Here is a 25,336-nt window from a genome sequence, read left to right on the forward strand (position 1 = left end):
GCGCACGACGCACCGCAAGCATACGACGCACCGGACCTGCCGGCGGCCCGCGCCGCGTCGCCGGCCCGCCCTGCGTCGAAACCCGCGCGGCCGATCCTGGCCGGGGCGGAGCTGCGCCGGGCCGTCGAGGCGCGGGCGCGGCTGCTCGGCTTCGAATCGATCCGCATCACCCGGCCCGACGCCGTGCCCGAACTGCAGGACCGGCTCCCCGCCTGGCTCGGCGAGGGCCATCACGGCACCATGGACTGGATGGTCGAGCGGGCCGACCAGCGCGCCGACCCCGCCACCCTGTGGCCGGGCGTGCGCAGCATCGTCATGCTGGGGATGAATTACGGCCCCGAGGCCGATCCCCTGGACCTCCTGGCCCGGCGCGAGCGGGGCGCCATCGCGGCCTATGCCCAGCGCCGCGACTACCACGAGGTGGTCAAGGGCAAGCTGAAGGAACTGGGCGGCTACCTCTCGGCCAAGGGCGACGTCCGCGTGAAGGTGTTCGTCGACACCGCTCCCGTGATGGAGAAGCCGCTGGCGGCCGCCGCCGGCCTCGGCTGGCAGGGCAAGCACACGGTGCTGGTGTCCCGCACCCTCGGCAACTGGCTCCTGCTCGGCGCCATCTACACCTCCGCCGACCTGACCCCGGACGCGCCGGAGGCCGACCATTGCGGCTCGTGCCGGCGCTGTCTCGACATCTGCCCGACCGGTGCCTTTCCGGCGCCCTACCGCCTCGATGCGCGCCGCTGCATCGCCTACCTGACCATCGAGCATGCCGGGCCGATTCCGACGGAGTTCCGGTCGGCCATCGGCAACCGCGTCTTCGGCTGCGACGATTGCCTCGCCGTCTGCCCCTGGAACAAGTTCGCGGCGACGGCCGCGGAGGGGCGGATGGCCGCCCGGAGCGATCTCGCCGCCCCGCCGCTCGCCGACCTCGCCCGCCTCGACGACGCAGCCTTCCGCGCCCGCTTCGCCGGCACGCCGGTCAAGCGCACCGGGCGGGATCGATTCCTGCGCAATGTCCTCATCGCCATCGGCAACTCCGGCGATCTCGGCCTCGCCGCCGAGGCCGAGCGCTGCCTGGACGATCCCGCGCCCCTGGTGCGCGGCATGGCGGTGTGGGCGCTCGGGCGCCTGCTGGCGCCCGCGCCGCTGCGCGCGCTTTTCAACGCCCGGGGTTTGGGCGAAACCGACGCCATGGTCCGGGCCGAGTGGGACTCGGCCCTGGACCCGACCCCGCCCGAGACGACAGGACAGACGCCGACATGAACCTCTTCGTCTTCGGACTCGGTTTCACCGCCCGTCGATTCGTGGAGCGTGCCCGCGACCGCTTCGGCGTGGTCCGCGCCACCGTGACCGATCCGTCCCGGGCCGGCCCCAGCGATCTCGCCGAGATGCGGGCCTTCGGACCGGACTCCGATGACCCCCGCATCGCGGCCGACCTGGCCGATACGGATGTGCTGCTGGTTTCGGCCCCGCCCGCCCGCGACGTCGACACGACCCTCGCGGTATACCGCGAGGCCATCGCGGCCAGTCGCATCGGCTGGATCGGCTATCTGTCGACCATTGGTGTCTACGGCGACCACGAGGGCGCCTGGATCGACGAGTCGACGCCGCCCCGCCCGGTGAGCGGCCGTTCCCGTGGGCGCCTCGCCGTTGAAAATCAGTGGCACGCCCTCGGCGCCGAGACCGGCAAGGCCGTCCAGGTCTTTCGTCTCTCCGGCATCTACGGCCCGGGCCGCAACCCGATCGTGAAGCTGCGGGAGGGTAAATCGCAGCGAATCATCAAGCCGGGGCAAGTGTTTAACCGGATCCACGTCGACGATATCGCGACCACGCTGCTGGCCTCGATCGCCCATCCCCGCGCCGGTGCCACCTACAACGTCACCGACGACGAGCCGACCCCGCCGCAGGTCGTGACCGAATATGCCGCCAAGCTCGCCGGCCTACCGCTGCCGCCGGAGGTGGATTTCGAGACCGCCGACCTGAGCCCGATGGCCCGCAGCTTCTACGGCGAGAACAAGCGGGTGCGAAATCGCCTGATCCAAGAAGAGCTTGGCGTGACGCTCGCCTATCCGACCTACCGCGAAGGCTTGGCCGCCCTCGCGGCGGATGCACGAACCTGAGGTTGCCTTACGCCGCCTGGCGGTTCGCCGCCGGCGCGAAATGCTCCCGGTAGCGTGCCGCGATGGCCGAGACGGGCAGCACCACGAAGACGTCGGTGGTGCCGAACTGATGGTCCACGACGGCCCCGTCGCCGAAGGTCGCGCCGATCCGCAGGTAGCCCTTGATCAGCGGCGGCAGCGCCTGGAGCGCGGCCTTCGGGTCCACGGCCTCGCGAGCCACCCGGTTCATCGCCACGTAGCGCTCCGGCAGGGCGCGGGCACACCAACCCTCCGAGGCCCGGGCATGGTGGTGCAGGAAGCTCAAGGGGAGTGCGAGCCGATCCGGGTCCGTCCCCTCCAGGCTGGCGCAGCCCAGCATGGCATCGATGCTATGGTGTTGAACATAGGCCCAGATTCCGGCCCAGAGCAGTTCCACCGTGCGCTTGGTCCGATAGGGCTTCAGCACGCAGGAGCGCCCGAGTTCGAGGAACCGCGCCCCCGGATTGGCCGCCATCAGAGGGGCGATGTCGTATTCGCCGGCCGTGTAGAACCCGAAATTGCGGTCGGCCGCATCCTGCCGCAGCAGACGGTAGGTCCCGACAACCTTGGGTTGGGTGCGCCGGAACGGCTTGGCGGCGAAGTTCGGCGTGTCCGTGGCGGCGTGATCGATCACCAGGAGGTGGTCGCAGACCGCATCGTACTCGTCGACGTCGCGGCGCGACAGCATCGCGAGACCGCTCGGGACGGCCGACATTTCCTCGAAGAACACCCGGTAGCGCAGGCGCTGCGCCCGCCGGATCTCCGAAGCGGAGGTGGCCAGCCGCACCTCGAGGGAGCCGATACGGCCGAGGGTCGGCGCGAGCCCCGGGGCGGCGAGGGGCGTTCTGAGGCGGGGCTTGAACCGGATCGGTGCCCCACCCGCCGGGAGCAGAAGCCCACTGCGCCCCGCTTCGGCGGTGCGCTGCTTCAGCCGGGCGAAGGGCGCATGAACGTGCGCCTCCCAGCCATTAAGCCACGCCGTGGAGGCATCGCGCGCGAAGTTCGGGACCATCGTCCAATCCGCCCTGTCGGGACCGCGAGGCGTGCTCCGCTGGAGCCCTTGGCCTCGTGCCTTCGGGAGGTCACATCACCACGAAGCGCACACGCTTTTATGACAAGGATTGCTGTTTTTCCAGAGGGGCTTGCCGGAGGAGAAGGTCCACACTCCGGCGACGTCCCGATGGGTAGTCGCCGAAGGATCCGACGCTGGTCTCAGACGAACTGGTTCAGGCCCGGGACGGAGCCGACGATCGGGCCCATCACGTCCTCGCCGGCCTTCTCGCGGCCATAGGCGAACAATTCCTGGCCGAGCGGCTGCATCTGGCCCATCGGCACGCCGGCAGCCATCAGCTTCTGCCCGAGCGCCATGACGCCACCACCCATCATGCCGCCGAGCATGCCCATCAGGCCGCCGCCGCCGGCTTCGCCGGCATTGGTTTCGGCGATCGCGGCCTCGGATCCCGGCAGAGCGCTGAGCAACTGGCTCACCTCCGTGGCCGGCCCCTCCTTCTGCAGGAAGGCCAGGATGTGGCCGATGGCGGTCTGCGCCGTTGCGGCATCAAGGCCGGTCCGGGTCGTTACGCGGGCGATCAACTCTTCCATCTTAAACGGACTCCTGCACGGTCGGCATCTCTGCACAGTCGGGATCTTGTCCATCCGGCCTCGCCGACGCGAAATCAAGAGCGCTCGGCGAACCGCTGGAAAATGCCGCGCCCGGGCGCCATAACGCTCACGGTCGACGCTTCGGCGCTGCGACGGGCACGAGGAGCGGACGATCATGCAGGACGACGGTACGATCCTGGTCGGCAAGGCGCCCCTCAAGGATGGAAGTCTAAAACCCGAGGGCCTGACGCTTCGGCTCGCCAACCGCCACGGCCTCGTGGCCGGAGCGACGGGCACCGGCAAGACCGTGACCCTGCAGGTGATGGCGGAGGGATTCTCCAATGCCGGCGTCCCGGTCTTCGCCGCCGATATCAAGGGCGATCTCTCGGGGCTGGCCGTTGCCGGCGAGTCGAAGCCGGTCTTCGTCAAGCGCGCCGACGAGCTCGGCATTCCCTACCAGCCCGACCGCTTTCCGACCGTGTTCTGGGATCTGTTCGGGGATCAGGGCCATCCGATCCGCTGCACCGTCATCGAGATGGGGCCGTTGCTGCTGGCGCGCCTGCTGGAACTCAACGACACCCAGGAGGGCGTGCTCAACATCGCTTTCCGGGTCGCGGACGACAACAAATGGCCGGTCCTCGATCTCAAGGACCTCCGTGCCCTGCTGCTCTACCTCACCGAGAACCTGAAGGCGGTCTCGGGCCAGTATGGCAACGTCTCGGCGGCCTCCGTCGGCGCCATTCAGCGACAACTCCTGATGCTGGAGAACCAGGGCGCCGACCGGTTCTTCGGCGAGCCGGCCCTCGACCTCAACGACTTCATGCGGGTGGACCGCGAGGGCCGGGGCATCGTCAACATCCTGGCCGCCGACAAGCTGATGCAGCGGCCCCGGCTCTACGCTTCGTTCCTGCTCTGGATGCTCTCGGAGCTGTTCGAGCAGCTGCCGGAGGTCGGCGACCTCGACAAGCCGAAGCTCGTCTTCTTCTTCGACGAGGCGCACCTCCTGTTCGACGATGCCCCGAAGGCCCTTCTGGATGCGGTGGAGCAGGTGGTACGCCTGATCCGCTCGAAGGGCGTCGGCGTCTACTTCGTGACGCAGAATCCTCTCGACGTACCGGAATCGGTCCTCGGCCAGCTCGGAAACCGGGTGCAGCATGCCTTGCGCGCCTTCACGCCCCGCGATCAGCGCGCCGTGAAGGCCGCCGCCGAGACATTCCGCCAGAATCCTGGCTTTGACGTCGCCAAGGCGATCACCGAACTCGGCGTTGGTGAGGCGCTCGTCTCGTTCCTGGAAGCCAAGGGCACGCCGTCCGTGGTCGAGCGCGCCCTGATCGCACCCCCGCAGGGCCGAGTCGGTCCGATCACACCGGCCGAGCGGGCCGATCTGATCGCAAAAAGTCCCGTGCACGGAAAGTACGACCAGTCCGTCGACAACGAGAGTGCCTACGAGATGCTGGCCGCCCGCAAGGGGCTCGACGGCAGCGGAACCGACGGCCCGGAGGTGACGGAGGGCGGTTTGGGCGGGATGCTCGGGAGCTGGCTCGGCGGCGTTCTCGGCACCAAGCCGGTGGGGAAGGGGCGCCGCCCGCCCCCGAGCCTTGCCGAACAGGTCCTCGGCAACGCCGCGCGCTCGATGGCACGGAAAGTCGGGACCGAGGTGGGCAATGCGATCCTTCGCAACGTGCTCGGCGGATTGACGAAGCGGTAGGCCCGGTCACCTCGGTGCCACCCGCCGTCATTGACAAATCACCCCATCCCCGCCTATCCACCCCCTCTCGCGCGGCTTCCTCGACGAAGTCCGCGCGTTTCGCGTTCGCCCCCGGCTCGATCCGATGGTGCGGATGACCTGAACAAGAAGACGGTCCAGGATTCGCCGCGAGGCGCGCCGGAGGCCGGCAGAGAACACGAAGAGAGAACGATGTTCGCAGTCATCAAGACGGGCGGCAAGCAGTATCGCGTTGCCGCCAACGACACCATCACGATCGCCACGCTCGAAGGCGAAGCCGGTTCGGCCGTCACCTTCGGTGACGTGCTCCTGTTCACGAACGGCGAAGGCGCCACTCAGGTCGGCGCGCCGCTGCTCTCGGGCATCAGCGTCACCGGCGAGATCGTCAGCCACGGCCGCGACGCGAAGGTCATCGCCTTCAAGAAGCGCCGCCGTCAGAACTCCCGCCGCAAGCGGGGCCACCGCCAGCATCACACGGTGGTCCGCATCACCGGCATCAGCGCCTGACGATCCGACCTGAGATCCAAGACTTCGGAGTAATTTCCCATGGCTCATAAAAAAGCAGGCGGCTCGTCCCGCAACGGCCGCGACTCGGCTGGTCAGCGCCTCGGCGTGAAGAAGTTCGGTTCGGAAGCCGTCATTCCGGGCAACATCATCGTGCGCCAGCGCGGCACCAAGTGGCATCCCGGCACCAATGTCGGCATCGGCACGGACCACACCCTGTTCGCCAAGGCGGCCGGCCGCGTGCTGTTTGAGACGAAGCGCGGTCGCGCCTTCGTCACCGTTGTCCCGATGCAGGAAGCTGCCGAGTAAGGCGCTTCCCCGAGGCTCTCACGGGATCTTCCCGGGAGAGGGCCTAGCCACCACATGATCCCGGGGAAGATGGGAAACCATCTTCCCCGTTGTCGTTTCATGCTTTGTCGTTCCGGCGACACACGACATCCCGACATCCGAACTGATCCGAGCCCGCCCGTGAAATTCCTCGACGAAGCCAAGGTCTATGTCCGCTCCGGCGACGGTGGCGCCGGATGCGTGGCCTTCCGCCGTGAAAAGTTCATCGAGTTCGGCGGCCCGAACGGTGGCGACGGCGGGCGCGGCGGCGATGTCTGGGTCGAGTGCGTCGACGGCCTCAACACCCTGATCGACTACCGCTACCAGCAGCACTTCAAGGCCAAGAAAGGCGAGCACGGCATGGGCTCCAACCGCCACGGTGCCAACGGCGCCGATGTGGTGCTGAAGGTTCCTGCCGGAACCGAGATCCTGGCCGAGGACGGCGAGACCCTGATCGCCGACATGACCCATGTCGGCCAGCGTGTGCGTCTCGCCAAGGGCGGCAACGGCGGTTTTGGCAATGCCTACTTCACCACGTCGACCAATCGGGCACCGAAGCACGCCAATCCGGGCTTGGAAGGCCATGAGCAGTGGGTGTGGCTGCGCCTGAAGCTGATCGCCGATGCGGGACTGGTCGGGCTTCCCAATGCTGGCAAGTCGACCTTCCTCGCTACCGTGACGGCGGCCAAGCCCAAGATCGCCGATTATCCCTTCACCACCCTGCATCCGGGACTCGGCGTCGTGCGCTCCGATGAGCGGGAATTCGTGCTTGCCGACATTCCGGGATTGATCGAGGGCGCTCATGACGGCGTCGGCTTGGGCGACAAGTTCCTGGCCCACGTGGAGCGCTGCCGGGTGCTGCTCCACTTGGTGGAGGCGACGAACGAGCATGCCGGCCAGACCTACAAGCTCGTCCGGCGCGAACTGGAAGCCTACGGCAACGGCCTCGACGGAAAGCCCGAAATCGTCGCGCTCTCGAAGGCCGACGTTGTCGACCCGGATGTGTTGAAGGAGCAGGTTGCCCGTCTGAAGCGTGCCTCGAAGAAGAAGCCGCTGGTGCTTTCCTCAGCCACGGGCCTCGGTGTGCAGGAGGCCCTGCGGGCGCTTGCTCGCGAGATGGATGCGGCGAAGCTGGCAGAGGCTGAGGCGCAGCCGGCCGAGGCGTGGCAGCCCTGAACGGGAGCGCACGGCCCTTGTGCCGGCGACACGCGCTCGTCACAAACGCTTCACCGTCCTCCCGCCGACACTGCCGATGACCACCGACGTCCAGATTCCCAAGCTCCAAGACTTCCGCCGCATTGTCATCAAGGTGGGCTCGGCGCTGCTCGTTGACCGCGTGCGCGGTCGTCTGCGCCATGCCTGGCTGAGCGCTTTGGCCGAGGACATCGCCGATCTTCACGCCAGCGGGACGGATGTGCTGGTTGTCTCATCGGGCGCCATCGCGCTCGGCCGGACGGTGCTCGGTTATCCGCCCGGCACCCTACGCCTGGAGGAGAGCCAGGCCGCAGCGGCCGTGGGGCAGATCGCCCTGGCGCGCCATTGGTCCGAGGCCCTTGGGCATCACGGCATCGCCGCCGGGCAAATCCTGGTGACGCCGCAGGACACCGAGGAACGTCGGCGTTACCTCAATGCCCGCGCCACGGTGCTCAAGCTCCTCGAAGTGCGCGCCGTCCCGGTCGTCAACGAGAATGACACGGTCGCCACGAGCGAGATCCGCTACGGCGACAACGATCGTCTGGCCGCCCGCGTCGCCACGATGATCGGAGCCGACGTCCTGGTGCTGTTCTCTGACATCGACGGGCTCTATTCGGCCCCGCCGCATACCGATCCGAATGCGCAGCACCTTCCGATCATCGAGCGGATCACGCCGGAGATCGAGGCGATGGCTGGTGGTCCGGCCTCCGAACTCTCGCGCGGCGGTATGCGCACCAAGGTCGAAGCAGCCAAGATCGCTGCGAGCGGCGGCACCCACATGGTCATTGCCGATGGGCGCGAGAAGAATCCGCTGCGTACCATCCTGAAGGGCGGGCGCTGCAGCTGGTTCCTATCAGGCTCGAACCCGGTGACGGCGCGCAAGAGCTGGATCGCCGGCTCTCTGGAGCCACGTGGTATCCTCACCGTCGATGCTGGCGCCGCGCGTGCTCTCCAGGGTGGCGCCAGCCTGCTGCCTGTGGGCGTGACCCGCGTCCAGGGCGGGTTCGGACGCGGCGATGCCGTGGTGATCCGGGATGAAGCTGGACGGACCCTTGGACGCGGACTCGTGGCCTATGACAGCGACCAGGCCCTGCGCATTATCGGCCGGCCGAGCCGGGAAATCGCCGATCTTCTGACCCATCCGGGACGCGCGGAAATGGTACACCGCGATGACCTCGCGATGGTGGGGGAATAGCTGATCCGTCAGCCCGTAAGCTTGTTCTAATGGCCTCCGGCGTGGCATGACGGGTCGGAACACAAGGCGGCCGCGTGCCATCGCGACGGTCGCGAGGATGAAGGCCGTGCCCGTTCTGAACCTGCGATCTGAGTTTACGCCCCCCGCCGATCTCTCCGCGGAGATGAACGCCCTGGGCCAGCGTGCCCGTGCTGCGGCCCGCAAGATCGCTCTCGCTCCAGCTCAGATCAAGGACACCGCGCTTCGCCTCATCTCCGAACGCCTCCGGGCGGAACGAGACACGATTTTGGCGGAAAACGCTCTCGACGTCGAGGCGGCTCGCGCCGCGGGCCAGACCCAGGCGCTCCTCGACCGCCTCACCCTGGACGAAGGGCGTCTGGGGGCGATTGCCGACGCGGTGGCCAAAATTGGAGCGCTCCCTGATCCTGTGGGGCGGCAGATCGCTGCCTTCGAGCGGCCCAACGGCTTGTTGATCGAACGCATTGCCGTGCCTCTCGGCGTCATCGGCGTCATCTTCGAGAGTCGGCCCAACGTCACGGCCGATGCGGGCGCGCTCTGCCTTAAAGCGGGCAATGCGGCGATCTTGCGCGCCGGGTCCGACAGCCACCGCTCTGCCATGGCCATTGCGCGTGCCATGCGGGCAGGGCTGGAGGCGGCGGGTCTTCCGGCCGACGCCATCCAGATCGTGCCGACCCGGGATCGCGCGGCGGTCGGCGCCATGCTGTCCGGCCTCGACGGTGGTATCGACGTCATCGTGCCGCGCGGCGGGCGCGGTCTGGTCGAGCGGGTGCAGGCGGAAGCTCGCGTCCCCGTTTTCGCGCATCTCGACGGTATCTGCCATGTCTACGTCGCGGCGGGCGCGGACCTCGAGATGGCCCGCACCATCGTGCTCAACAGCAAGATGCGGCGCACCGGCATCTGCGGGGCCGCCGAAACCCTGCTTGTCGACCGCGCCTGCGCCGATACGCATTTGGCGCCGCTCGTCATTGCGCTTCTTGAGTCCGGATGCGCCGTGCGCGGCGATTCGGCCACGCAGGCGATCGATGCCCGCGTTAGCGCCGCCACGCCGGTCGATTGGCGCACCGAATATCTCGACGCCATCATTTCGGTTCGGGTCGTCGACGGTCTCGATGCCGCCATCGAACATATCGAGACCAACGGATCGCATCACACCGACGCGATCATCACCGATGACCTGACGGAAGCCTCACGCTTCCTGGCGGAGGTCGATTCGGCCATCGTCACACACAATGCCTCCACCCAGTTCGCCGACGGCGGGGAGTTTGGCTTTGGTGCCGAGATCGGCATCGCCACCGGACGCATGCACGCACGTGGGCCGGTGGGGGTCGAGCAACTGACCACCTTCAAGTACCGGGTTCACGGCAACGGGCAGACGCGCCCTTGACGCCAACTCCCGCGATCCGATCGAGGCGCGATGCGCCTTGAGGCGTCGGGCCCGGCGCATCTGCCACCCGTTTCGCCGGGCCTGCGCATCGGTCTTTACGGGGGCTCGTTCAATCCGGCGCATCTCGGCCATCGGCATGTCAGCCTCGTCGCCCTGAAGCGGCTGCGGCTTGATGCGATCTGGTGGATGGTGACGCCAGGTAACCCCTTGAAGGATCGGGGCGACCTCGCTGCCATCAACCGCCGGGTCGAACGGGCGCAGCGCGTCGCCGACCATCCCCGAATCCGGGTCACGGATTTCGAGTCGGAGATCGGCGCCCGATACACCCGTCAGTCCTTGCGGTTCCTCACACAGAGAAATCCGGCTGTGCGGTTCGTCTGGATCATGGGAGCCGACAGCCTCGCGACATTTCACCGCTGGCAGGGATATTCGGAGATTGCCGCCCTGATGCCGCTCGCCATCGTCGATCGTCCGGGCTTCACCCTGACCGCACCGGCCGCTCGCGCCGCCCGCGTCCTTGCGCGCTGGCGCATCGCGGAGTCGGAGGCGGCAAGCTTGCCTGATCGCGCAGCGCCAGCTTGGGTTTTTCTCCACGGGCCGCGTTCGACCCTCTCGTCCACGGCTCTGCGAGCCGCACCAGACGTGTTCGCGTAGGCGTCTGTACGGGACGGCGGGCGCCTTCGATGGAAAAGGCAAGAGCCACGTTCCACTTTATCCCTATTCGGAGTACGATGGTGGGATGACGATGGCGATTGCAGGAACCCAGACGCTGAACGACGCGGTCCACACCGGAGCCCCGGGCTCCGAGGAATCCACCAACCGGAAGATCGACGATCTCCGGAGTCTCGCCCTCGAATGTCTCGAGGACATGAAGGCCGAGGAGACGATTGAGATCGATCTCATGGGCCGAACCTCCCTGGCCGATACGATGATTATCACGTCAGGCCGCTCTCAGCGCCATGTCGGCGCGATCGCGGATCGCGTCCTCCAGGAGATCAAGTCCAAAGGGCTTGGTACGGCTCGGGTCGAGGGACTTCCGGCTTGCGATTGGGTGTTGATCGATGCCGGCGACATCATCGTGCACATCTTCAGACCGGAAGTGCGCGGCTTCTACAATCTGGAAAAGATGTGGGGGGCCGACCGTCCCGCCGCTGCCCTGGCCGAATGAAGTCCAGCGCATCGTGCGCTTGCTGGTCGCGGCAGTTGGCCGTCTGAAGCCCGGTCCCGAACGAGATCTTGCCGCGCGATATCGTGAGCGAGCCGTTCAAGTCGGGCGGGGACTCGGGTTCGCAGCCTGCGACATCGCCGAAATTCCCGAGAGCCGCGCACGGCGCGCACAGGACCGTGCGTCCGAGGAGGGGGCGGCCATCCTTGGGCACGCTTCCGCAACCGGTGCCGTGCTGGCTGTCTACGACGAGCGCGGACGCTCCGATCTGACCAGCGAGCTCCTAGCGGAGCGTGTCGGGAGCTGGCGTGATGCAGGACGCTCAGCCCTTATCCTCGCGATTGGGGGCGCTGATGGTCTGGACCCGTCCGTCCGGTCGCGTGCCGAACTGGCCCTGTCGTTCGGAGCCGCCACCTTGCCGCATGGGCTTGTGCGCGTCCTCGCCCTGGAGCAGGTGTACCGCACGCTGACGATCCTTGCCGGCCACCCGTATCACCGCGGAAACCTCGACGACCGATGACATCGGGCACCCGACGTAGACGTACTGGGGTGAGGAGCGGCCTGATGATGGCCGCGTTCTTCGCTCTTACGTGCGTACCCCGCGCCGAGGAGCCCTCGACGCCGGAGGCTGTCCAGAACGCGCTCGACGAGAAGACCCGCCGCGCCGACAACCTGAAGCGCATCGAAGACGCGCTTGCGGCCAGTACGGGAGCCAGGGCCAAATTCGAGGCCGAGATTACCGCCATCGGCGGCGACCGGGCCAAGCTGAACACCGCCCTCGTCGATGCCGCGCGTCAGGCCCAGGCCACCGAAGTCCGTATGAGCCGACTCGAGGACCGCCTGAAGACCCTCGGAACCAGTGAGACGGCACTTCGGCGCTCGCTCGAATCCCGGCGGGGCGTTATCGCGGAGATCCTTGCGGCGCTCCAGCGCATGGGTCGCCGGCCGCCGCCGGCGGTCCTGGTCCGTCCCGAGGATGTGCTCGCGGTCATCCGCACGTCGATGCTGCTTGGTGCAGTCGTGCCCGAATTGCGCGGGGAAGCCGAGACCCTGGCCGGCGACCTGACCGAACTCGTCCGCCTGAAGGGTCTCATCGCTGCCGATCGCGAAGGATTGACCAACGATCTGGCGGGTTGGGCGCGGGAACAGCAGCGCCTGAATGCTCTCATTGCGGCGCGCCGGACACGACAGGCCGAGGTCGAGAGCGGGCTGGCCGCCGAGCGGACCCGCACTGCCGAACTCTCGGTTCAGGCTCGCAGCTTGAAGGAATTGCTCGACCGGATGGAGGGGGAGGTCGCGTCGGCACGGCGGGCCGCCGAGGAGGCCCGGGCCGCCGAATCCCGCGAGGTCCGCGCCACGCAGGAACGCTTCGCGGTCGCCGCGGCGCGTGACCCGGCTCGCTTGGCGCCGAAGGTCCGTTTCGTCGACACGCGGGGGGACCTGCCGCGCCCGGTCAGCGGCGCCCTCCTGCGCAGCTTCAACCAGCCCGATGGTAATGGCGGAAGCACCCGCGGCATATCGCTCTCGACCCGGCCGAAAGCAGTGGTTTCCTCACCGGCCGATGGCTGGGTGTCCTTTGCCGGCCAGTTCCGGTCGTACGGGCGACTCTTGATCATCAACGCCGGCGATGGCTACTATCTCTTGTTGGCGGGGATGGACCAGATCAACGTCGAGGTCGGCCAGTTCGTGCTCGCGGGCGAGCCGGTGGCGGCGATGGGGGAGGGCGGCACCAGTCCCGAAGCGGCGGGCGGTGATCGCAGCGATCCGGTCTTATACGTTGAGTTCAGAAAAGACGGCGGCTCCATCGACCCGGAGCCTTGGTGGGCGAAAAGCCCCAGCGAGAAGGTTCGCGGATAATGCGCAAGGTTTCCCTCGTTCTAGTCGGCGCGTTCCTCGGCGTCGGGTCTTCCATGGTCGCGACCCAGACCCGCCTTCTCTCGGGGACGAGCGCGGTTGCGGCCTCCGCCGAGACCTACCGTCAACTCAGCCTGTTCGGTGACGTGTTCGAGAAAATCCGCACGGACTATGTGGAGAAGCCCGATGAGGCGAAGCTGATCGAGGCGGCCGTCAACGGCATGCTCACCTCGCTCGATCCGCATTCGAGCTACATGGACTCCAAGAGCTTCCGCGACATGCAGGTGCAGACACGCGGCGAGTTCGGCGGCCTGGGTATCGAGGTCACGATGGAGGATGGCCTGATCAAGGTCGTCACGCCGATCGACGACACCCCCGCCTCGAAGGCCGGTATCCTCACCAACGATATCATCACTCAGATCGACGAGGATCAGGTTCAGGGCCTCACCCTGAACCAGGCCGTCGACAAGATGCGCGGTCCTGTGAACTCGCCCGTGAAGCTGAAGATCAGCCGCAAGGAGTCGAAGGATCCGATCGAAGTCACGCTCAATCGCGATGTGATCAAGATCAAGCCGGTGCGCTCGCGCGCCGAGGGCGGCGACATCGGCTACATCCGCCTGACTCAGTTCAACGAGCAAACCTTCGATGGCTTGCGTGCCGCGATCGATAAGCTCAATACCGACATCGGCGCCGACAAGCTCAAGGGTTACGTGCTGGATCTGCGCAACAATCCCGGCGGCCTTCTCGACCAGGCCGTGATGGTCTCCGATGCCTTCCTCGATCGCGGAGAGATCGTTTCGACCCGCGGCCGCAATCCGGACGAGACTCAGCGGTTCTCGGCCAAGGCCGGTGACCTAACCAAGGGCAAGCCCATTGTTGTCCTGGTCAATGGCGGTTCCGCCTCGGCCTCCGAGATCGTTGCCGGTGCGTTGCAGGATCATAAGCGTGCCACGGTGCTGGGCACCCGGTCGTTCGGCAAGGGCTCCGTGCAGTCGATCATCCCGCTCGGCGGAAGCGGTGCACTCCGCCTGACCACCGCGCGCTACTACACGCCGTCGGGCCGTTCGATCCAGGCCAAGGGGATCGAGCCGGATCAGGAGGTCCTGCAGGAAGTGCCGGACGAACTGAAGGGCAAGGACGAGACCAAGGGCGAGGCCGGCCTGAAGGGGCACCTGAAGCAGAAGGACGTGGAGGAGCGCGGTGGGTCGTCCGCTTACGTTCCGCCGGACCCGGCCAAGGACAAGCAGCTCACGGCAGCCTTCGATTTCCTGCGTGGAATCCAGAAGGGCGCGGCCAACACGCCGAAGGCAGTTGTGCCGAACTGAGGCGGATGCCCGGCGCGCCTTAGCGAAGCCTTAACCACCGCGGCCCCCAATGTCGGTTCAGGACCGATGTTGGGGGCCGTCGCCGTTTCGGGCGGAACCGCCACAAACTTCGGACCGGGAGCCTGGGGAAGCGGCTGCGCGTGGCCACCGACGAAATCCTGACCCGACCGCTCGGCGGCAAGCCCAAGGCTGGTTCCTGGCTGCGGTCGCTGCGGCAGGCGCGCGTCACCGCCCCGATGGTGCTGGGCGGCCTCGTGGCGGGCCTCGTTCTGGGTACCAGCATTCTCATGGTCGTGGGCGATCCCGGGGGGGGCGAGCCGAGCGCTACCGCGATCATCGCGCTGCGCCAGTCGGAGGCTGCTCCCGAAGCTTCGGCCCAGGTGCAAGCCAATGTCGAACGTCCGAAAACAGGTTCCAGCAGTGCCAGCGATGTCGAGAACGCCTCCGGTGTGACGGTGGTGCGCCCGACTGGAACGGCGGCGCCAACCGACGCGGTCGTGATCCAGGTCCCTTCCGCGGCACCAATCCGCCTGAGCGCCGCTCCCGATCCGCGCCTCGTCGAGCGCGGCCGCCACGGCAACATACCGCGTCTCGGCGAAGGCAGATTGCGTGCGCTCGACGTCTATGCGCGGCCCGATACCGGCGGAGCCGGCCCTCGGGTTGCCATTCTGGTCTCGGGTCTCGGAATTAGCCAAGCGGCCACGGCCAGCGCCATCACCCGGCTTCCACCGGCAGTCAGCCTCGCCTTCGCGCCCTATGGCAGCGATCTTGAGCGAACCGTCGCGCGAGCCCGCGAAGCCGGGCACGAAGCCCTGCTTCAGGCCCCGATGGAGCCCTTCGACTATCCCGACAGCGACCCTGGTCCACAGACCTTGCTGACCAGCTCGCGTCCGCCCGAGAACCTCGATCGCTTGAGCTGGGTGATGAGCCGGTTCTCCGGGTTCATCGGGATCGTGAACTACATGGGTGCCAAACTCACGAGCGACCCGGCCGCTTTGGAGCCAATCTTGCGCGAGATCGGTGCCCGTGGCCTCGGCTTCGTCGATGACGGCACCTCGCCGCGCTCAATGGCAGCGTCTTTGGCTACCAAAGCGAAAGTGCCTGTCGCCCGCGCAGAGATCGTCCTCGACGCTCTTCCGCGTCCCGACGCCATTGATCGGGAGCTGGCTCGCCTCGAAGCTCAGGCGCGGCAGAAGGGGTTCGCTTTTGCCTCTGCCAGCGCGCTCCCGATGAGCATCGACCGAATCGCCCGCTGGGCCGCCGAAGCGGAGATGCGGGGGATCAGGCTTGTCCCCGTCAGCGTGGCCCTGGGCGGCAGCGGTGCAGGCACCCGTCTGACCAGCAACCGGCCATGACCCCACTCTGAATTGCGTGGCGACGCCGTTTCGTGCGTTGCGACACCTCACCGGCCTGCCTATGGTCCCCGCCATGACCGCATCTCCGACCGCCGACGGCGCCGATCTTCCGTACCGTTCCTGCGTCGGTATCACCCTGATCTCGCGCGCTGGGCTCGTCTTCATTGGACGGCGCCGGGCAGATGCAGGTCCGGAGCACATTGCCGATGGTCGTGCCTGGCAGATGCCTCAAGGCGGGATCGACGCCGGCGAGGACCCCGAGGCCGCGGCGCTGCGCGAGCTCTACGAGGAGACCAATGTTTCCTCGGCGTCGGTCGTCCGCCTCGGCGAGGCGCCGGAATGGCTGTCCTACGATCTACCGCCGGCCGTGCTGAAGCAGGCCTGGAAGGGGCGATACCGGGGCCAGACCCAGAAATGGTTCGCGTTCGGCTTCGTTGGCTCCGACGACGAGATCGACGTTGCGAATCCGGGCGCGGGGGCTTTCCCGTCGGAGTTCGATGCGTGGCGGTGGGAGCCGATGTCCGGCCTGCCGGACCTGATCGTCCCGTTCAAGCGTCCGGTCTACGAGGGTGTGGTGGATGCCTTCGCGGGGCTCACCACATGGCACGCCGCCACGTGATCGCCTGAGGCCGGGTCACGATGCGCTGGTGGTCGATTCCGATTCTGTTGGTCATCGGTTGGTTCGCGTTTACGCTGACCCCGCTCTGGGCTCTATACGATCTGGCCCGCGCCGTTCAGGCCCACGACACGGACTACATCGCCCGGCACGTCAATTTCCGGACTCTCCGATTGTCGGTCATCCGACAGGCGGTCGCGGCCGCCCAGGCGCCCGATCCGGCGGCACCCGATGTCGAGCCGCGGGATCGGCAGCGCATCGCCGAGGCCGCCGCCGCCCTGGCGATCCCAATCGCCGAGGCTCTGGTGACACCTGCCACGGTGGTCGACCTTCTGGACGACGGCTGGCCGCAATCCGTCGAGCTCGGACGCGACGGGCCGAAGACCAAGTCCGCAGGTGGCCTGCACATCGAAAGCGTCCGGCGGTTGATCCCGTTCTATCGCGCCTCCGAGATGCGCGGGTTCCGCACCGTCGTGATCGGCATACCACCCGAGGCGGGGAGGGATCGGCGATTGCGGATCCGCCTGCGCCTCCGCGGCTGGTCGTGGCGCCTCGTCGATATCGAACTGAACGAAGAGCTGCGCGAGCGCATCGCCCAGTCCTTCGTACGCACCAGCGCGAAGACGCGCTGACAGCTCAGGTGCGGCGGATCAGGGTTCGTCCGCACCCCGGTTCGTGAATCGGGCATTGCCGAGCCCGGTGCCGATGGTGAGCACCCCCCAGCGGGTAACATCCTGGCGATTCGGGACCTCGCTCAGTCCCTGGACCACGGCATCGTTGTGCATCACCACCATGGTGGCGTGATCCCCGATCCTGGGGATCGCTGCCGCGATCCGCTCCACAAGGTTGAAGTCGTCGCCTTCCCAGTGTCCGGGCAGGTTCTGTCCACCACGCTTGATCGTACCATCGGCCTCGATCATGCCCGGGCAGCCGATGCCGATGAAGGGAGCCAAGCTGAAGCTGGCCCGGTCCGCTCGGCGAATGAGATCCGACAGCATACCGATCAGCCGGTCCACAGCCTCGTCCCGACTCGGCATCGGATCTTCGTCGCGATGTCGCCAGATCTCCGAGCGCCACACTTCGCTGCGAGAGAGGTCCGGCGCTTTCTTCAGGTTCGTCGTCACCACGCCGGCACGGATGTTGCTGCCACCGATGTCAACGGCGAGCAGACTGTCATATCCCGCGAACATCCATGCGGGCGCCAGATGCACCGCACCGATCAGGCCGCCCTCGTCGGGATGGTGCCGAATGGGCTCGAGGGTCACATCGATACCCGCTGCGCGCAGGAGGACACCGGCTCGACCGATGGCGAGGCAGCCGACCTGGCTGTCGCTGAACCCGCCGCCGACCACGATCGCCTGCGTTCCGGCCCACCCGTCCTGGTTCAGGAAGATTTTGACCACTCGCGCGAGTTCCTGTCCGAAGCCCTCGATAGCGCTGAACACGACGCCCGAGGCGAGCGGGTCGTCGGCGACCAGAATCTGGTCGAGGCGCCGCTTCGAGAAATCACAGCTTTTCTTGTCGCCGAGAGGATCGGGACCGAGCGCGCGTAGGCTGTCGCGGCACGCTTCCAGCATCTCGCGAAAAGCTGATTTGGAGACCCGATCGCCGATGAAGCCGTCACCGTCCTTCAGCTCGATGTTGTAGTCGTCGACTACGACGGAGGGCAGCCTCTGGGCCGCGTGCGCGAGACCCGCCTCGCGGAACTGAATGTCCTTGACCATGCCGTTTCGTCTGCCCCACGCCTCACTGTCATGCGCACCTCAACGCCCAAGCCGTTTATTTGGGCTTCAGGGTTTCTCCGGCGGTCGGAGCCTTCGGCTCGCGGGCTTCCATGAGATCCTCGGCCTTGTCCTCGTCCGTATCGCCTCCGCGCTCGATCGTTTTCTCGGGATTGGCCGCCAGCGCGCGCACGATCTCCACGAGGCGCTCGCACTCGGCGGCGTACTTGTAGGTTTCGAGCACGATGGCGGCATCCCGAAGGGTGCGCAGGTCCCGCACCGTCTGCTTATTGGCGGTTTCACGCAGCTCGCTCTTCGCCGCGATCGCCTCTTCGAGCTTCGCGCCCTTCACATCGCAGGCGGCCTGTGCCGCGGCAGCGCTGGCGAAAAGAACGAGGGCGGTGGCGAGGGGGGTGCGCATCGTGGGGCTCCAGGGGGGGGCGGCGCGCGCACGATGCGCGGCCGGTTCAGGCGTGCTGAGGGTCGGAACGCAGGATCTCGTTGGCGAGGGCCACGAGCTGGCTCAGCCGGTAGGGCTTGGGAACGAAGATGGAATGCGCGACCGCATCGGCCTGGGACAAATGTCCGCGCCCTCCCGAGGTGTAGACGACCGGCAGGTTCGGCAAGTGCCGGCGCGCGCGATGCGCCAACGCGATGCCGTTCGTGTTGCGAGCCAAATCGATATCGGTGAAGAGCAGGTCCACCCGTTCCCGCGCCAGGATGTCCTCGGCTGCGTCGGCATCGGCTGCCGTGAGGACCCGGTAGCCCTCGTCGAGCAAGGCCTCGGCAGCCAGTTCGCAAACCATCGCCTCATCCTCGACCACCAGAACGGTCTCGGTGGCGATGCGCGGACGGAAGGCGGGCACGGTGGGAAAAGCGCAAGCGAAGGAAATCATGACGCAACTCCGACTCACCCGGCGTGAGGCCCTGAGGCCCGTGCCGGATCGCAAGACAAACGGGCGGCCGGTCGGCATCGTTCGCTGCCATTCACTCCAATTGCGCGGACTTGGTAAGCGAAGCTTTAACCTTGCGGGCTCGGTGGTGAACGGGTGCGCGCAGCATCCATGACCCGTACCTGGCACCTCGGCTTCGGAGTCGTCCTCACGGCCCTTGCAGGCTACGTCGACGCTCTTGGCTTCATCCGGCTCGGCGGCCTCTACACCTCGTTCATGAGCGGAAATACCACCCAGTTCGCGGTCTCGCTCGGACACGGCAACCTGCACCACGCGCTGTTGCCGGCGCTCTTGATTCTCGCGTTCCTGCTTGGTGGGATCTGCGGCGGCGGCCTCTCGGCCCTGACCCCGGCGCGCTGGGTCACGCCGGTCATCCTCGGTTTTGAAACGGCGGTGGTGAGTGCGGCCTTCCAGGCTGCGACGGCGGCTCCCGATTCCGGCATCGCGTCCCTCATGCTGGCCCTCGCCATGGGTGCGCAGAACGCCGTGCTCTCGCATGTTCAGGGCTTCCGGGCCGGAACCACCTTCGTCACGGGAGCGCTGTTCGGCTTCGGGCAGAAACTGGCGCTGGCACTCGCACGCCGCGGCGCCCGTCTGGCCTGGGTCGGCGATGCCGTCGTCTGGTTCTCGCTCCTGATCGGATCGATCGCCGGAACGGTCGCCTATGGGAAGCTGGCGTTGTATGCCCTCGCTATTCCCGCCGGCATCGCCGGTGTCCTCGCGCTCGTCGCGACGATCCTGATCGCGCGCACTCCCGTGTCCAAGGGGAGTGGCACCAAGATCGTTGCGAGGTGAGGCCGCGAGTTTCGCGCTTCGAGAGATCTGTCCGCATGAGAGCCCCCTCCCTCCTCGATCACGTCATGCCGGTTGTGGCCGGCGCCCACGTCACGCAGGCGGTCTGGCTGCAGGACACGGTCGCGTTCGCGCTCGGCGACGGCGCCGTTCTTGTCGTGTCGGATGAAGAAGCCAAGCGGGTGGAGGCGCATCCGGATGCCGGTATTCTCGTGGGTGCCAGTGACGGCCGCCGCCTCGTCACGGGAGGCGATGACGGACGGGTTGTGGCGATATCGGGCCGGGGCGAGGTCATCGAGGTTGCGAGCGTGAAGAACGGCGCCTGGATCGACGCTCTCGCCCTGCATGCCGATGGAGGCATCGCCTATGCGGCCGGCCGCAACGTCGTCGCCCGTGATGCCAAAGGCCGCGAGAAGACCTTCGCGGCCCCCTCCACAGCGCGCGGGCTTGCGTTCGCGCCAAAGGGCTACAGGCTCGCGGTCGCACACTACAACGGCGCCACCCTCTGGTATCCGAACCTCGAAACCGCGCCCGATTTCGTCGAGTGGAAGGGGTCTCATATCGACGTGACCTGGTCGCCGGACGGTCGTTTTGTGGTGACCACCATGCAAGAGAACTCCCTGCATGGCTGGCGCCTTCAGCCCGACCGCGGCCATATGCGGATGTCCGGCTACCCGGCGAAGGTGCGCTCGGTGTCCTGGTCGGGCGACGGCGACTGGCTCGCCACGAGCGGCGCCGAGGCGGCCATCGTCTGGCCGTTCGACTCGAAGGAAGGCCCGACCGGTAAGGCCCCCCGCGAGTGCGGCGTGCGCCCGGCGCGAGTCTCGCGCGTCTCGTTTCACCCCAAGGCACTCGTGTTGGCCATTGGCTACGAGGACGGCTGCATCCTGCTCGTGCGATTCGCGGACGCCTCCGAGTTGCTGGTGCGCCGGGCGGTCAAAGACAGCGCCATCTCGGCCCTGGCCTGGGATGGGCGCGGCAATCGTCTTGCCTTTGGCTGCGCCGATGGGCAGGCCGGCATCCTCAACCTTCCGGCCTGAGGCGCATCGTGGCCTTGCTGGGATTTGGAGCCCGCCGCCCCCCTGCGGATCAGGCGGCCCGCGCGGCGATCGTCGGCTGGGTCCGACGTTGTAGCGCCCTGCCGGATTCTGCCGTCGTGAAGGCCAGCGAGATTGTCTGTGCTGATCCGGCCTGCCCCGGCTTGGAGACTGTGATCCTCATCATGGTGTCCGGACGGCCGACTCGTGCCATCAAGGTCCTGCGTGCGATGCCGGAGATTACGGAGGCCGACATCGTCGAAGCGTTCGCCAGGGAGGAGGGCGAGCGCGAGGCGTGATGGAACGACCGGAACCGGCCGTGCCGCCACGCTTTGTCTCACACCCGCAAGCGCGCAGAGGTGCCGATGTTTCGCGTCCTACGCACTCTCGGGCTCGCCCTCGGGCTCCTCGTTGGCGCGATCGCGGCGCAGGCCCCGGAATTCGCTCAGCAATATGCCCAGCGACTCGGCGGCACCCTTGATGAACTCCGCCGTGTCGTCTCCGGCTTCGAAGCCGATGCTGTCGCGACTGGCCGAAGCCGGGACGATGCTGTCGCACGCCTGCGCAGCGACGGCGATGCACTGGTGGCCCGCCGCGGCGAGGCAGCTCGCCAGGACATCGCGCGCCTCGCTGCGTTGACCCGGCAGCGCCAAGCGCTCGCAGAGGCAGCCGGGCCTCTCGGACGCGTCGTCGTCCTGCTGCGTGATCCCGACCTCGCTCTCGCGCGCGCAACCTATCAGGACTACGCGCCCGCCATTCCCACGACGGCCGATGGCGTGACGGCAGGACTGCTCGGCTTTCTCGTCGCCTGGGCGGGTCTTCGCCTGCTCGTGGATCTCGGCCAGCGCGTCGTCGGCCGACGCACGCGACCCGTGCCCCGGCGGGCATGAACCAGAGCGCCGGGCCGCGGAGGCCCGACTGTTGCACGACGTCTACAGCCCGGCCGAACTGGGTGGACTAGGGTCTGTGCCTCAGCACGCGGGCCCCATCCTGGCGTCGATTCACGGCCTTAATCGAACCCATGCCGCGCGCGCCTATCACCTCCATCGATCCAGCCCTCGACGCCGCCGCGCTTCTGCGCCGGATCGGCTTCATCGGCCTGTTCGTGGTCATGCCGGTCGCCGCTCAAGTCGCCCGGCGCGCGGTCGTGATCCTCGCACCGATCTCCATTGCGCTGCTGGTGCTCGCCAGCGCCATCGACGGCAAGTCCCGTTCGGTCCGGCCGGCCTCGACGCGCCTGCTTCGTTCGTCCGCTTTCCTGGCCGGCGCCCTGGTGATCCTGTGGTCGGCGCTGTCGCTGATCTGGACTCCGTTCCTCAGTCTCGCCACCGAGCGGCTTCTCAACCTCGTCGCGACCCTGCTGATGACCATCGGGGGATATCTTGCTCTCCCCGACCGGATGCGTTCGGCCAACCTCTACCTCCTGCCGGTGGGCGTCGCGGCGGCAGCCCTGTTCGCCATCGGGCTCGGGCTCACGGGACAAGGGCCGTTCGGCCAGGGCTTCCTGCGCGCCGATGAGGATTCCATCCTGGACCGGGGTCTGATCCTTCTCATCCTGTTCGTCTGGCCTGCCGTATCATGGCTTCGGTCGCGCGGGCGCAATGGCGAGGCACTTGGCCTCGGCCTGGTGGTGTCGGTGGCGCTCCTGATTTCCCCGGGCCCGACGACCCTGGTCGCGCTCGCGATCGGAGCCGTGGCCTTCGCGCTCACCGCCTTCCGACCGGTTTCGACTCCGCGTCTCCTGGCGGGCACCGCTGCGGCGCTTCTCGTGCTGGGTCCGGTTCTCCCGTTCCTGGCGCGCCCGATTGGCGCGACCCTGTTCGGCGGCCGCGCCCCCGGCGTCCTCAGCCTGAAGGCATGGCAGACGATCGTCACCAGCGAGCCGGTGCGCCTCATCACCGGGCACGGCCTGGAGACGGCCCTGCGCGGCCGCTTCGTCAACCTGCTGCCGATGAATGCGCCACGCACCCTGCTGTTCGAACTTTGGTACGAACTCGGCCTGGTGGGCGCTTTCGCCGCCGCATTCGCCCTGCATGCCGCCATTCGCCGAGCGGGGCGCGAAGCTTCCGTTCTGGTGCCGGGGGCGATGGCGGCCTTCGCGTCCGCTTTCGTCATCGCGTGTATCGGCGTCGGTATGACCGTGATGTGGTGGCTCACCACTCTGGCGGTCGCCATCCTGGTCTTCGTGGCGGTGGAGCGCGGTCAGTTCCGAACCCGCCGGCCCAAGGCCAGCCTGTTGCCCTCCGCGCTGAAGGCCTGACCCCGACAGCGGCGGACGCTTTTCGGGCGCCGGACGATCGCTTCTTATAAGGGGCACGGGGTTACGCGTCCGCGGCGGCCTCGATTGCCGCCATGTCGGCGTCCGACAGGCCGAAATGATGGCCAATCTCGTGAATGAGGACATGCGTGACGAGATGGCCGAGGGTCTCGTCGTGTTCGGCCCAGTCGTCGAGAAGGGGGCGGCGATAGAGCCAGACCTGGTTCGGCATCTGTCCGGTCGCGACATCGCCCCCCTGCGCCAGGCCGATGCCGCGGAATAGACCGAGGAGATCGAAGGGACTGTCGCAGTCCATTTCCTGCAAGGTCTCGTCGTCGGGAAAGTCTTCGATGTGGATGACGAGGCCCGCGCAGAGATTGCGGAACACCAGCGGAAGGTTGGAGAAGGCGGCGTGCGCCAGGTCCTCGAAATCCACGAGCCCCGGCGCTCGGGCCGACGTCCAGTCTCGGGGGATCTCGCGGGTCATACGAGTTCCGGCAGCACGCGCTGTTCCAGGAACCGGGCCAGATCGCTGGTGATATGGTCGATATGCGGCTCGCGCACGGCCTCCTGCTCGAAGGCTTCGCGAAACGGGTCGACCGTCGGGGGCACCACCAGAACGGTGGACATGCCGATCTCGTGCGGAACGACCAGGTTGCGGGCGATGTCCTCGAACAGGGCTGCCCGACGAGGGTCGACCCCGTGGCGCTTCAGGAATCGCTCATAGGTCGAGCGTTCTGGTTTTGGAACGAAGTCCGCATCCGCGATGTCGAACACATCCTCGAAATGGTCGAGGATACCGAGCTTGGCCGCGACGTTCTCGGCATGGCGGCGGGAGCCGTTGGTGAGGATCAGCTTGCGACCGGGCAGCCGTTCGATGGCGTCCCCGAGGGCAGGGTCGAGACGGATCGTGGAGTGATCGATGTCGTGAGCGAAATCGAGGAAGTCGTGCGGGTCGATCTCAGCCTCAACCATCAGCGCCTTCAGGGTCGTCCCGTAGCGATGATAGAAGTATTTCTGCAGGGCGCGGGCCGACAGCCCGTCCAGGCCGTACAGGCGCATGACGTAGAGCGTGATGCGCTCGTCCACCTGTGGCCAGACGCGCGCATCGCTGGGATACAACGTGTTGTCGAGGTCGAAGACCCAGGTATCGACGTGGCGAAAGCCGCGGGACTGGGCGGTGGTAAAGTGAATCTCGCCGGGCAGGAACACGGTGTCGCAATGCGGTTCGGGGTGGGCGGGGAAGCCCGGCCGCTCGAAGTAGGGGCCGGACTCCGAGAAGGAAAGCGTGGCGTCGCTCCTTTTCAGAGCATGGCCGCAGCGATCCGACAAGCAGGTGGCCGGCCAGACCATCGGCATGAGGCCATCGCAATGAGATCAGGTCGCGATCGAGGCCGTTCTGTTCCAGCGTAAAATGATTGGCATTTAGGCAATCCGGCAATATTTGAATGGTGAATAGGCATTGCCGGCATTGATCTGGCGATATGCTGCTCAAGACGCGGTTGAAATTTCCGGCGTATCACCTTAACCCGACATACACGAACGAGCGGCTATTGCAGTGTGGCCGTACAGCGCAAGGTGTGCCGCGGCGTACGACCCCGTAAACCGGGAGAAATTGCTTTGCTCGCTCGCGATTTCATGAACTTCTTCGATGCCTCCCGGCGTCAGGGCGTTATTCTCTCCTTCGGCGGCGACATCTCCGAGAATGTCCTCTTCTCGCTCGGCGAGGTGCTGAGGTTGCGGATGAGCCAGGGTGAAACGGACGCGACCGTGGCCAAGCGCGTCTTCGCGATCTTCGTGGAGCAGGCGCAGAACGTCATCCGATACTCCGCCGACAAGGTCGCGCAGCCGTCCGGACCCTCGCCGGGACTGATCAGCAACGGGGTCATCGTCGTCGGCATGGAAGCGGGGCGCTTCTACGTCGTCTGCGGCAACGAACTGCCCGAGGCGGATGTGCCCTCGCTGCGGGCCCGGCTCGACCATATCGCCAGCCTCAACAGCGATGAGCTGAAGGCCTTCTACCGCGAGAAGCTGCGTCAGCCGCCGGATGAGGGCAGCCTCGGGGGAAGCATCGGTCTGATCGAGATCGCACGGCGGTCCTCTGCGCCGGTCGAGTACGACTTTCAGGAGCTCGGCGCCGCGCGCAGCTTCTTCTGCCTCAAAGCCTATATCTGAC

At 67.0% G+C, this 25,336-nt stretch carries 29 protein-coding genes; 22 read left to right on the forward strand and 7 right to left on the reverse strand.

The annotated features are described in order from the left end of the window. Nucleotides 1-111 precede the first annotated feature (111 nt). The gene (gene queG / locus ASF60_RS01945) at nucleotides 112-1,257 is read left to right on the forward strand and encodes a tRNA epoxyqueuosine(34) reductase QueG (protein WP_082507707.1); all 1,146 of its coding nucleotides are present in this window, start codon (nucleotides 112-114) and stop codon (nucleotides 1,255-1,257) included. Further along, complete coding sequence (locus tag ASF60_RS01950; RefSeq protein ID WP_056179416.1) at nucleotides 1,254-2,114, forward strand: SDR family oxidoreductase; 861 nt, start codon at nucleotides 1,254-1,256, stop codon at nucleotides 2,112-2,114. The genes queG and ASF60_RS01950 overlap by 4 nt, the downstream gene beginning before the upstream one ends. A gap of 7 nt (nucleotides 2,115-2,121) precedes the next feature. On the opposite strand, the gene ASF60_RS01955 is transcribed toward ASF60_RS01950, so the two are convergent. After that, nucleotides 2,122-3,144, reverse strand: a complete 1,023-nt coding sequence (locus tag ASF60_RS01955) for a GNAT family N-acetyltransferase (protein WP_056179419.1) — start codon at nucleotides 3,142-3,144, stop codon at nucleotides 2,122-2,124. A gap of 200 nt (nucleotides 3,145-3,344) precedes the next feature. Then, nucleotides 3,345-3,734 (reverse strand): DUF2267 domain-containing protein, encoded by a 390-nt coding sequence (locus tag ASF60_RS01960; protein ID WP_056179422.1) that lies wholly within the window; start codon nucleotides 3,732-3,734, stop codon nucleotides 3,345-3,347. 175 nt (nucleotides 3,735-3,909) lie between these two features. Between ASF60_RS01960 and ASF60_RS01965 the strand changes: the two genes are divergently transcribed. From ASF60_RS01965 to ASF60_RS02030, 14 genes are all read left to right on the forward strand, one after another. Next, nucleotides 3,910-5,442: a helicase HerA-like domain-containing protein gene (locus tag ASF60_RS01965; protein WP_056179425.1), complete on the forward strand. Its 1,533-nt coding sequence runs from the start codon at nucleotides 3,910-3,912 to the stop codon at nucleotides 5,440-5,442. A gap of 210 nt (nucleotides 5,443-5,652) precedes the next feature. Beyond that, entirely contained in the window at nucleotides 5,653-5,967 is a 315-nt protein-coding gene (gene rplU, locus ASF60_RS01970) for a 50S ribosomal protein L21 (RefSeq protein ID WP_055947814.1), read from the forward strand. A 39-nt stretch (nucleotides 5,968-6,006) separates the two neighbouring features. Beyond that, nucleotides 6,007-6,273 carry a 50S ribosomal protein L27 gene (rpmA, locus tag ASF60_RS01975; RefSeq protein ID WP_056179428.1) on the forward strand — a complete coding sequence of 89 codons (267 nt, stop codon included), beginning with the start codon at nucleotides 6,007-6,009 and terminating at the stop codon, nucleotides 6,271-6,273. Between the two features lie 159 nt (nucleotides 6,274-6,432). After that, on the forward strand, nucleotides 6,433-7,467 hold the full coding sequence (gene obgE / locus ASF60_RS01980) for a GTPase ObgE (RefSeq protein WP_056179431.1): 1,035 nt from the start codon (nucleotides 6,433-6,435) through the stop codon (nucleotides 7,465-7,467). Between the two features lie 76 nt (nucleotides 7,468-7,543). Continuing rightward, complete coding sequence (gene proB / locus ASF60_RS01985) at nucleotides 7,544-8,680, forward strand: glutamate 5-kinase (RefSeq protein WP_056179434.1); 1,137 nt, start codon at nucleotides 7,544-7,546, stop codon at nucleotides 8,678-8,680. A 106-nt stretch (nucleotides 8,681-8,786) separates the two neighbouring features. Continuing rightward, on the forward strand, nucleotides 8,787-10,085 hold the full coding sequence (locus ASF60_RS01990) for a glutamate-5-semialdehyde dehydrogenase (RefSeq protein ID WP_056180061.1): 1,299 nt from the start codon (nucleotides 8,787-8,789) through the stop codon (nucleotides 10,083-10,085). 30 nt (nucleotides 10,086-10,115) lie between these two features. Next, nucleotides 10,116-10,739, forward strand: coding sequence for a nicotinate-nucleotide adenylyltransferase (locus tag ASF60_RS01995; RefSeq protein ID WP_056179437.1), 624 nt, complete (start codon nucleotides 10,116-10,118; stop codon nucleotides 10,737-10,739). A gap of 172 nt (nucleotides 10,740-10,911) precedes the next feature. Then, nucleotides 10,912-11,253 (forward strand): ribosome silencing factor, encoded by a 342-nt coding sequence (rsfS, locus tag ASF60_RS02000; protein WP_338011489.1) that lies wholly within the window; start codon nucleotides 10,912-10,914, stop codon nucleotides 11,251-11,253. A gap of 13 nt (nucleotides 11,254-11,266) precedes the next feature. Next, a complete protein-coding gene (gene rlmH, locus ASF60_RS02005; RefSeq protein WP_056179440.1) occupies nucleotides 11,267-11,770 on the forward strand; it encodes a 23S rRNA (pseudouridine(1915)-N(3))-methyltransferase RlmH in 504 nt (167 codons plus the stop codon). A 47-nt stretch (nucleotides 11,771-11,817) separates the two neighbouring features. Next, nucleotides 11,818-13,107 carry a murein hydrolase activator EnvC family protein gene (locus ASF60_RS02010; RefSeq protein WP_443136720.1) on the forward strand — a complete coding sequence of 430 codons (1,290 nt, stop codon included), beginning with the start codon at nucleotides 11,818-11,820 and terminating at the stop codon, nucleotides 13,105-13,107. Then, nucleotides 13,107-14,429: a S41 family peptidase gene (locus ASF60_RS02015; RefSeq protein WP_056179446.1), complete on the forward strand. Its 1,323-nt coding sequence runs from the start codon at nucleotides 13,107-13,109 to the stop codon at nucleotides 14,427-14,429. Before ASF60_RS02010 ends, ASF60_RS02015 begins: the two co-directional genes overlap by 1 nt. A 134-nt stretch (nucleotides 14,430-14,563) precedes the next feature. Then, a complete protein-coding gene (locus ASF60_RS02020; protein ID WP_200940886.1) occupies nucleotides 14,564-15,784 on the forward strand; it encodes a divergent polysaccharide deacetylase family protein in 1,221 nt (406 codons plus the stop codon). 61 nt (nucleotides 15,785-15,845) lie between these two features. Beyond that, nucleotides 15,846-16,403, forward strand: a complete 558-nt coding sequence (locus ASF60_RS02025) for an RNA pyrophosphohydrolase (RefSeq protein WP_056179451.1) — start codon at nucleotides 15,846-15,848, stop codon at nucleotides 16,401-16,403. A 47-nt stretch (nucleotides 16,404-16,450) separates the two neighbouring features. Continuing rightward, on the forward strand, nucleotides 16,451-17,032 hold the full coding sequence (locus tag ASF60_RS02030) for a DUF2939 domain-containing protein (protein WP_244478289.1): 582 nt from the start codon (nucleotides 16,451-16,453) through the stop codon (nucleotides 17,030-17,032). Between the two features lie 18 nt (nucleotides 17,033-17,050). On the opposite strand, the gene ASF60_RS02035 is transcribed toward ASF60_RS02030, so the two are convergent. From ASF60_RS02035 to ASF60_RS02045, 3 genes are read right to left on the reverse strand one after another with little or no spacing between them, the layout of a single operon-like run. After that, the gene (locus ASF60_RS02035; RefSeq protein ID WP_056179458.1) at nucleotides 17,051-18,124 is read right to left on the reverse strand and encodes an ROK family protein; all 1,074 of its coding nucleotides are present in this window, start codon (nucleotides 18,122-18,124) and stop codon (nucleotides 17,051-17,053) included. Nucleotides 18,125-18,179: 55 nt separating this feature from the next. Beyond that, the gene (locus ASF60_RS02040; RefSeq protein ID WP_056179460.1) at nucleotides 18,180-18,542 is read right to left on the reverse strand and encodes a hypothetical protein; all 363 of its coding nucleotides are present in this window, start codon (nucleotides 18,540-18,542) and stop codon (nucleotides 18,180-18,182) included. Between the two features lie 46 nt (nucleotides 18,543-18,588). After that, complete coding sequence (locus tag ASF60_RS02045; protein WP_056179462.1) at nucleotides 18,589-19,017, reverse strand: response regulator; 429 nt, start codon at nucleotides 19,015-19,017, stop codon at nucleotides 18,589-18,591. A 168-nt stretch (nucleotides 19,018-19,185) separates the two neighbouring features. On the opposite strand from ASF60_RS02045, the gene ASF60_RS02050 reads away from it, so the two are divergent. From ASF60_RS02050 to ASF60_RS02070, 5 genes are all read left to right on the forward strand, one after another. After that, nucleotides 19,186-19,869 (forward strand): YoaK family protein, encoded by a 684-nt coding sequence (locus tag ASF60_RS02050; protein ID WP_056179465.1) that lies wholly within the window; start codon nucleotides 19,186-19,188, stop codon nucleotides 19,867-19,869. A 35-nt stretch (nucleotides 19,870-19,904) separates the two neighbouring features. After that, nucleotides 19,905-20,906 (forward strand): WD40 repeat domain-containing protein, encoded by a 1,002-nt coding sequence (locus ASF60_RS02055; RefSeq protein WP_056179468.1) that lies wholly within the window; start codon nucleotides 19,905-19,907, stop codon nucleotides 20,904-20,906. A 116-nt stretch (nucleotides 20,907-21,022) separates the two neighbouring features. Continuing rightward, nucleotides 21,023-21,202 carry a hypothetical protein gene (locus tag ASF60_RS25415; RefSeq protein WP_244478290.1) on the forward strand — a complete coding sequence of 60 codons (180 nt, stop codon included), beginning with the start codon at nucleotides 21,023-21,025 and terminating at the stop codon, nucleotides 21,200-21,202. A 66-nt stretch (nucleotides 21,203-21,268) separates the two neighbouring features. Continuing rightward, a complete protein-coding gene (locus ASF60_RS02065; protein ID WP_056180067.1) occupies nucleotides 21,269-21,793 on the forward strand; it encodes a DUF2937 family protein in 525 nt (174 codons plus the stop codon). Nucleotides 21,794-21,924: 131 nt separating this feature from the next. After that, nucleotides 21,925-23,163: a hypothetical protein gene (locus tag ASF60_RS02070; protein ID WP_056179474.1), complete on the forward strand. Its 1,239-nt coding sequence runs from the start codon at nucleotides 21,925-21,927 to the stop codon at nucleotides 23,161-23,163. 61 nt (nucleotides 23,164-23,224) lie between these two features. Here ASF60_RS02070 and ASF60_RS02075 read toward each other — a convergent pair whose 3' ends face one another. Together ASF60_RS02075 and ASF60_RS02080 are read right to left on the reverse strand one after the other, a co-directional pair. Next, nucleotides 23,225-23,647 carry a metallopeptidase family protein gene (locus tag ASF60_RS02075; RefSeq protein ID WP_056179478.1) on the reverse strand — a complete coding sequence of 141 codons (423 nt, stop codon included), beginning with the start codon at nucleotides 23,645-23,647 and terminating at the stop codon, nucleotides 23,225-23,227. Then, entirely contained in the window at nucleotides 23,644-24,372 is a 729-nt protein-coding gene (locus ASF60_RS02080; protein WP_056180070.1) for a pyrimidine 5'-nucleotidase, read from the reverse strand. The genes ASF60_RS02075 and ASF60_RS02080 overlap by 4 nt, the downstream gene beginning before the upstream one ends. Before the next feature lie 348 nt (nucleotides 24,373-24,720). Here ASF60_RS02080 and ASF60_RS02085 point away from each other — a divergent pair, with 348 nt between their 5' ends. Continuing rightward, a complete protein-coding gene (locus ASF60_RS02085) occupies nucleotides 24,721-25,335 on the forward strand; it encodes a SiaB family protein kinase (protein WP_244476931.1) in 615 nt (204 codons plus the stop codon). Nucleotide 25,336 lies beyond the last annotated feature (1 nt).

It is taken from the genome of Methylobacterium sp. Leaf113, from assembly GCF_001423325.1.
Classification (GTDB): domain Bacteria; phylum Pseudomonadota; class Alphaproteobacteria; order Rhizobiales; family Beijerinckiaceae; genus Methylobacterium.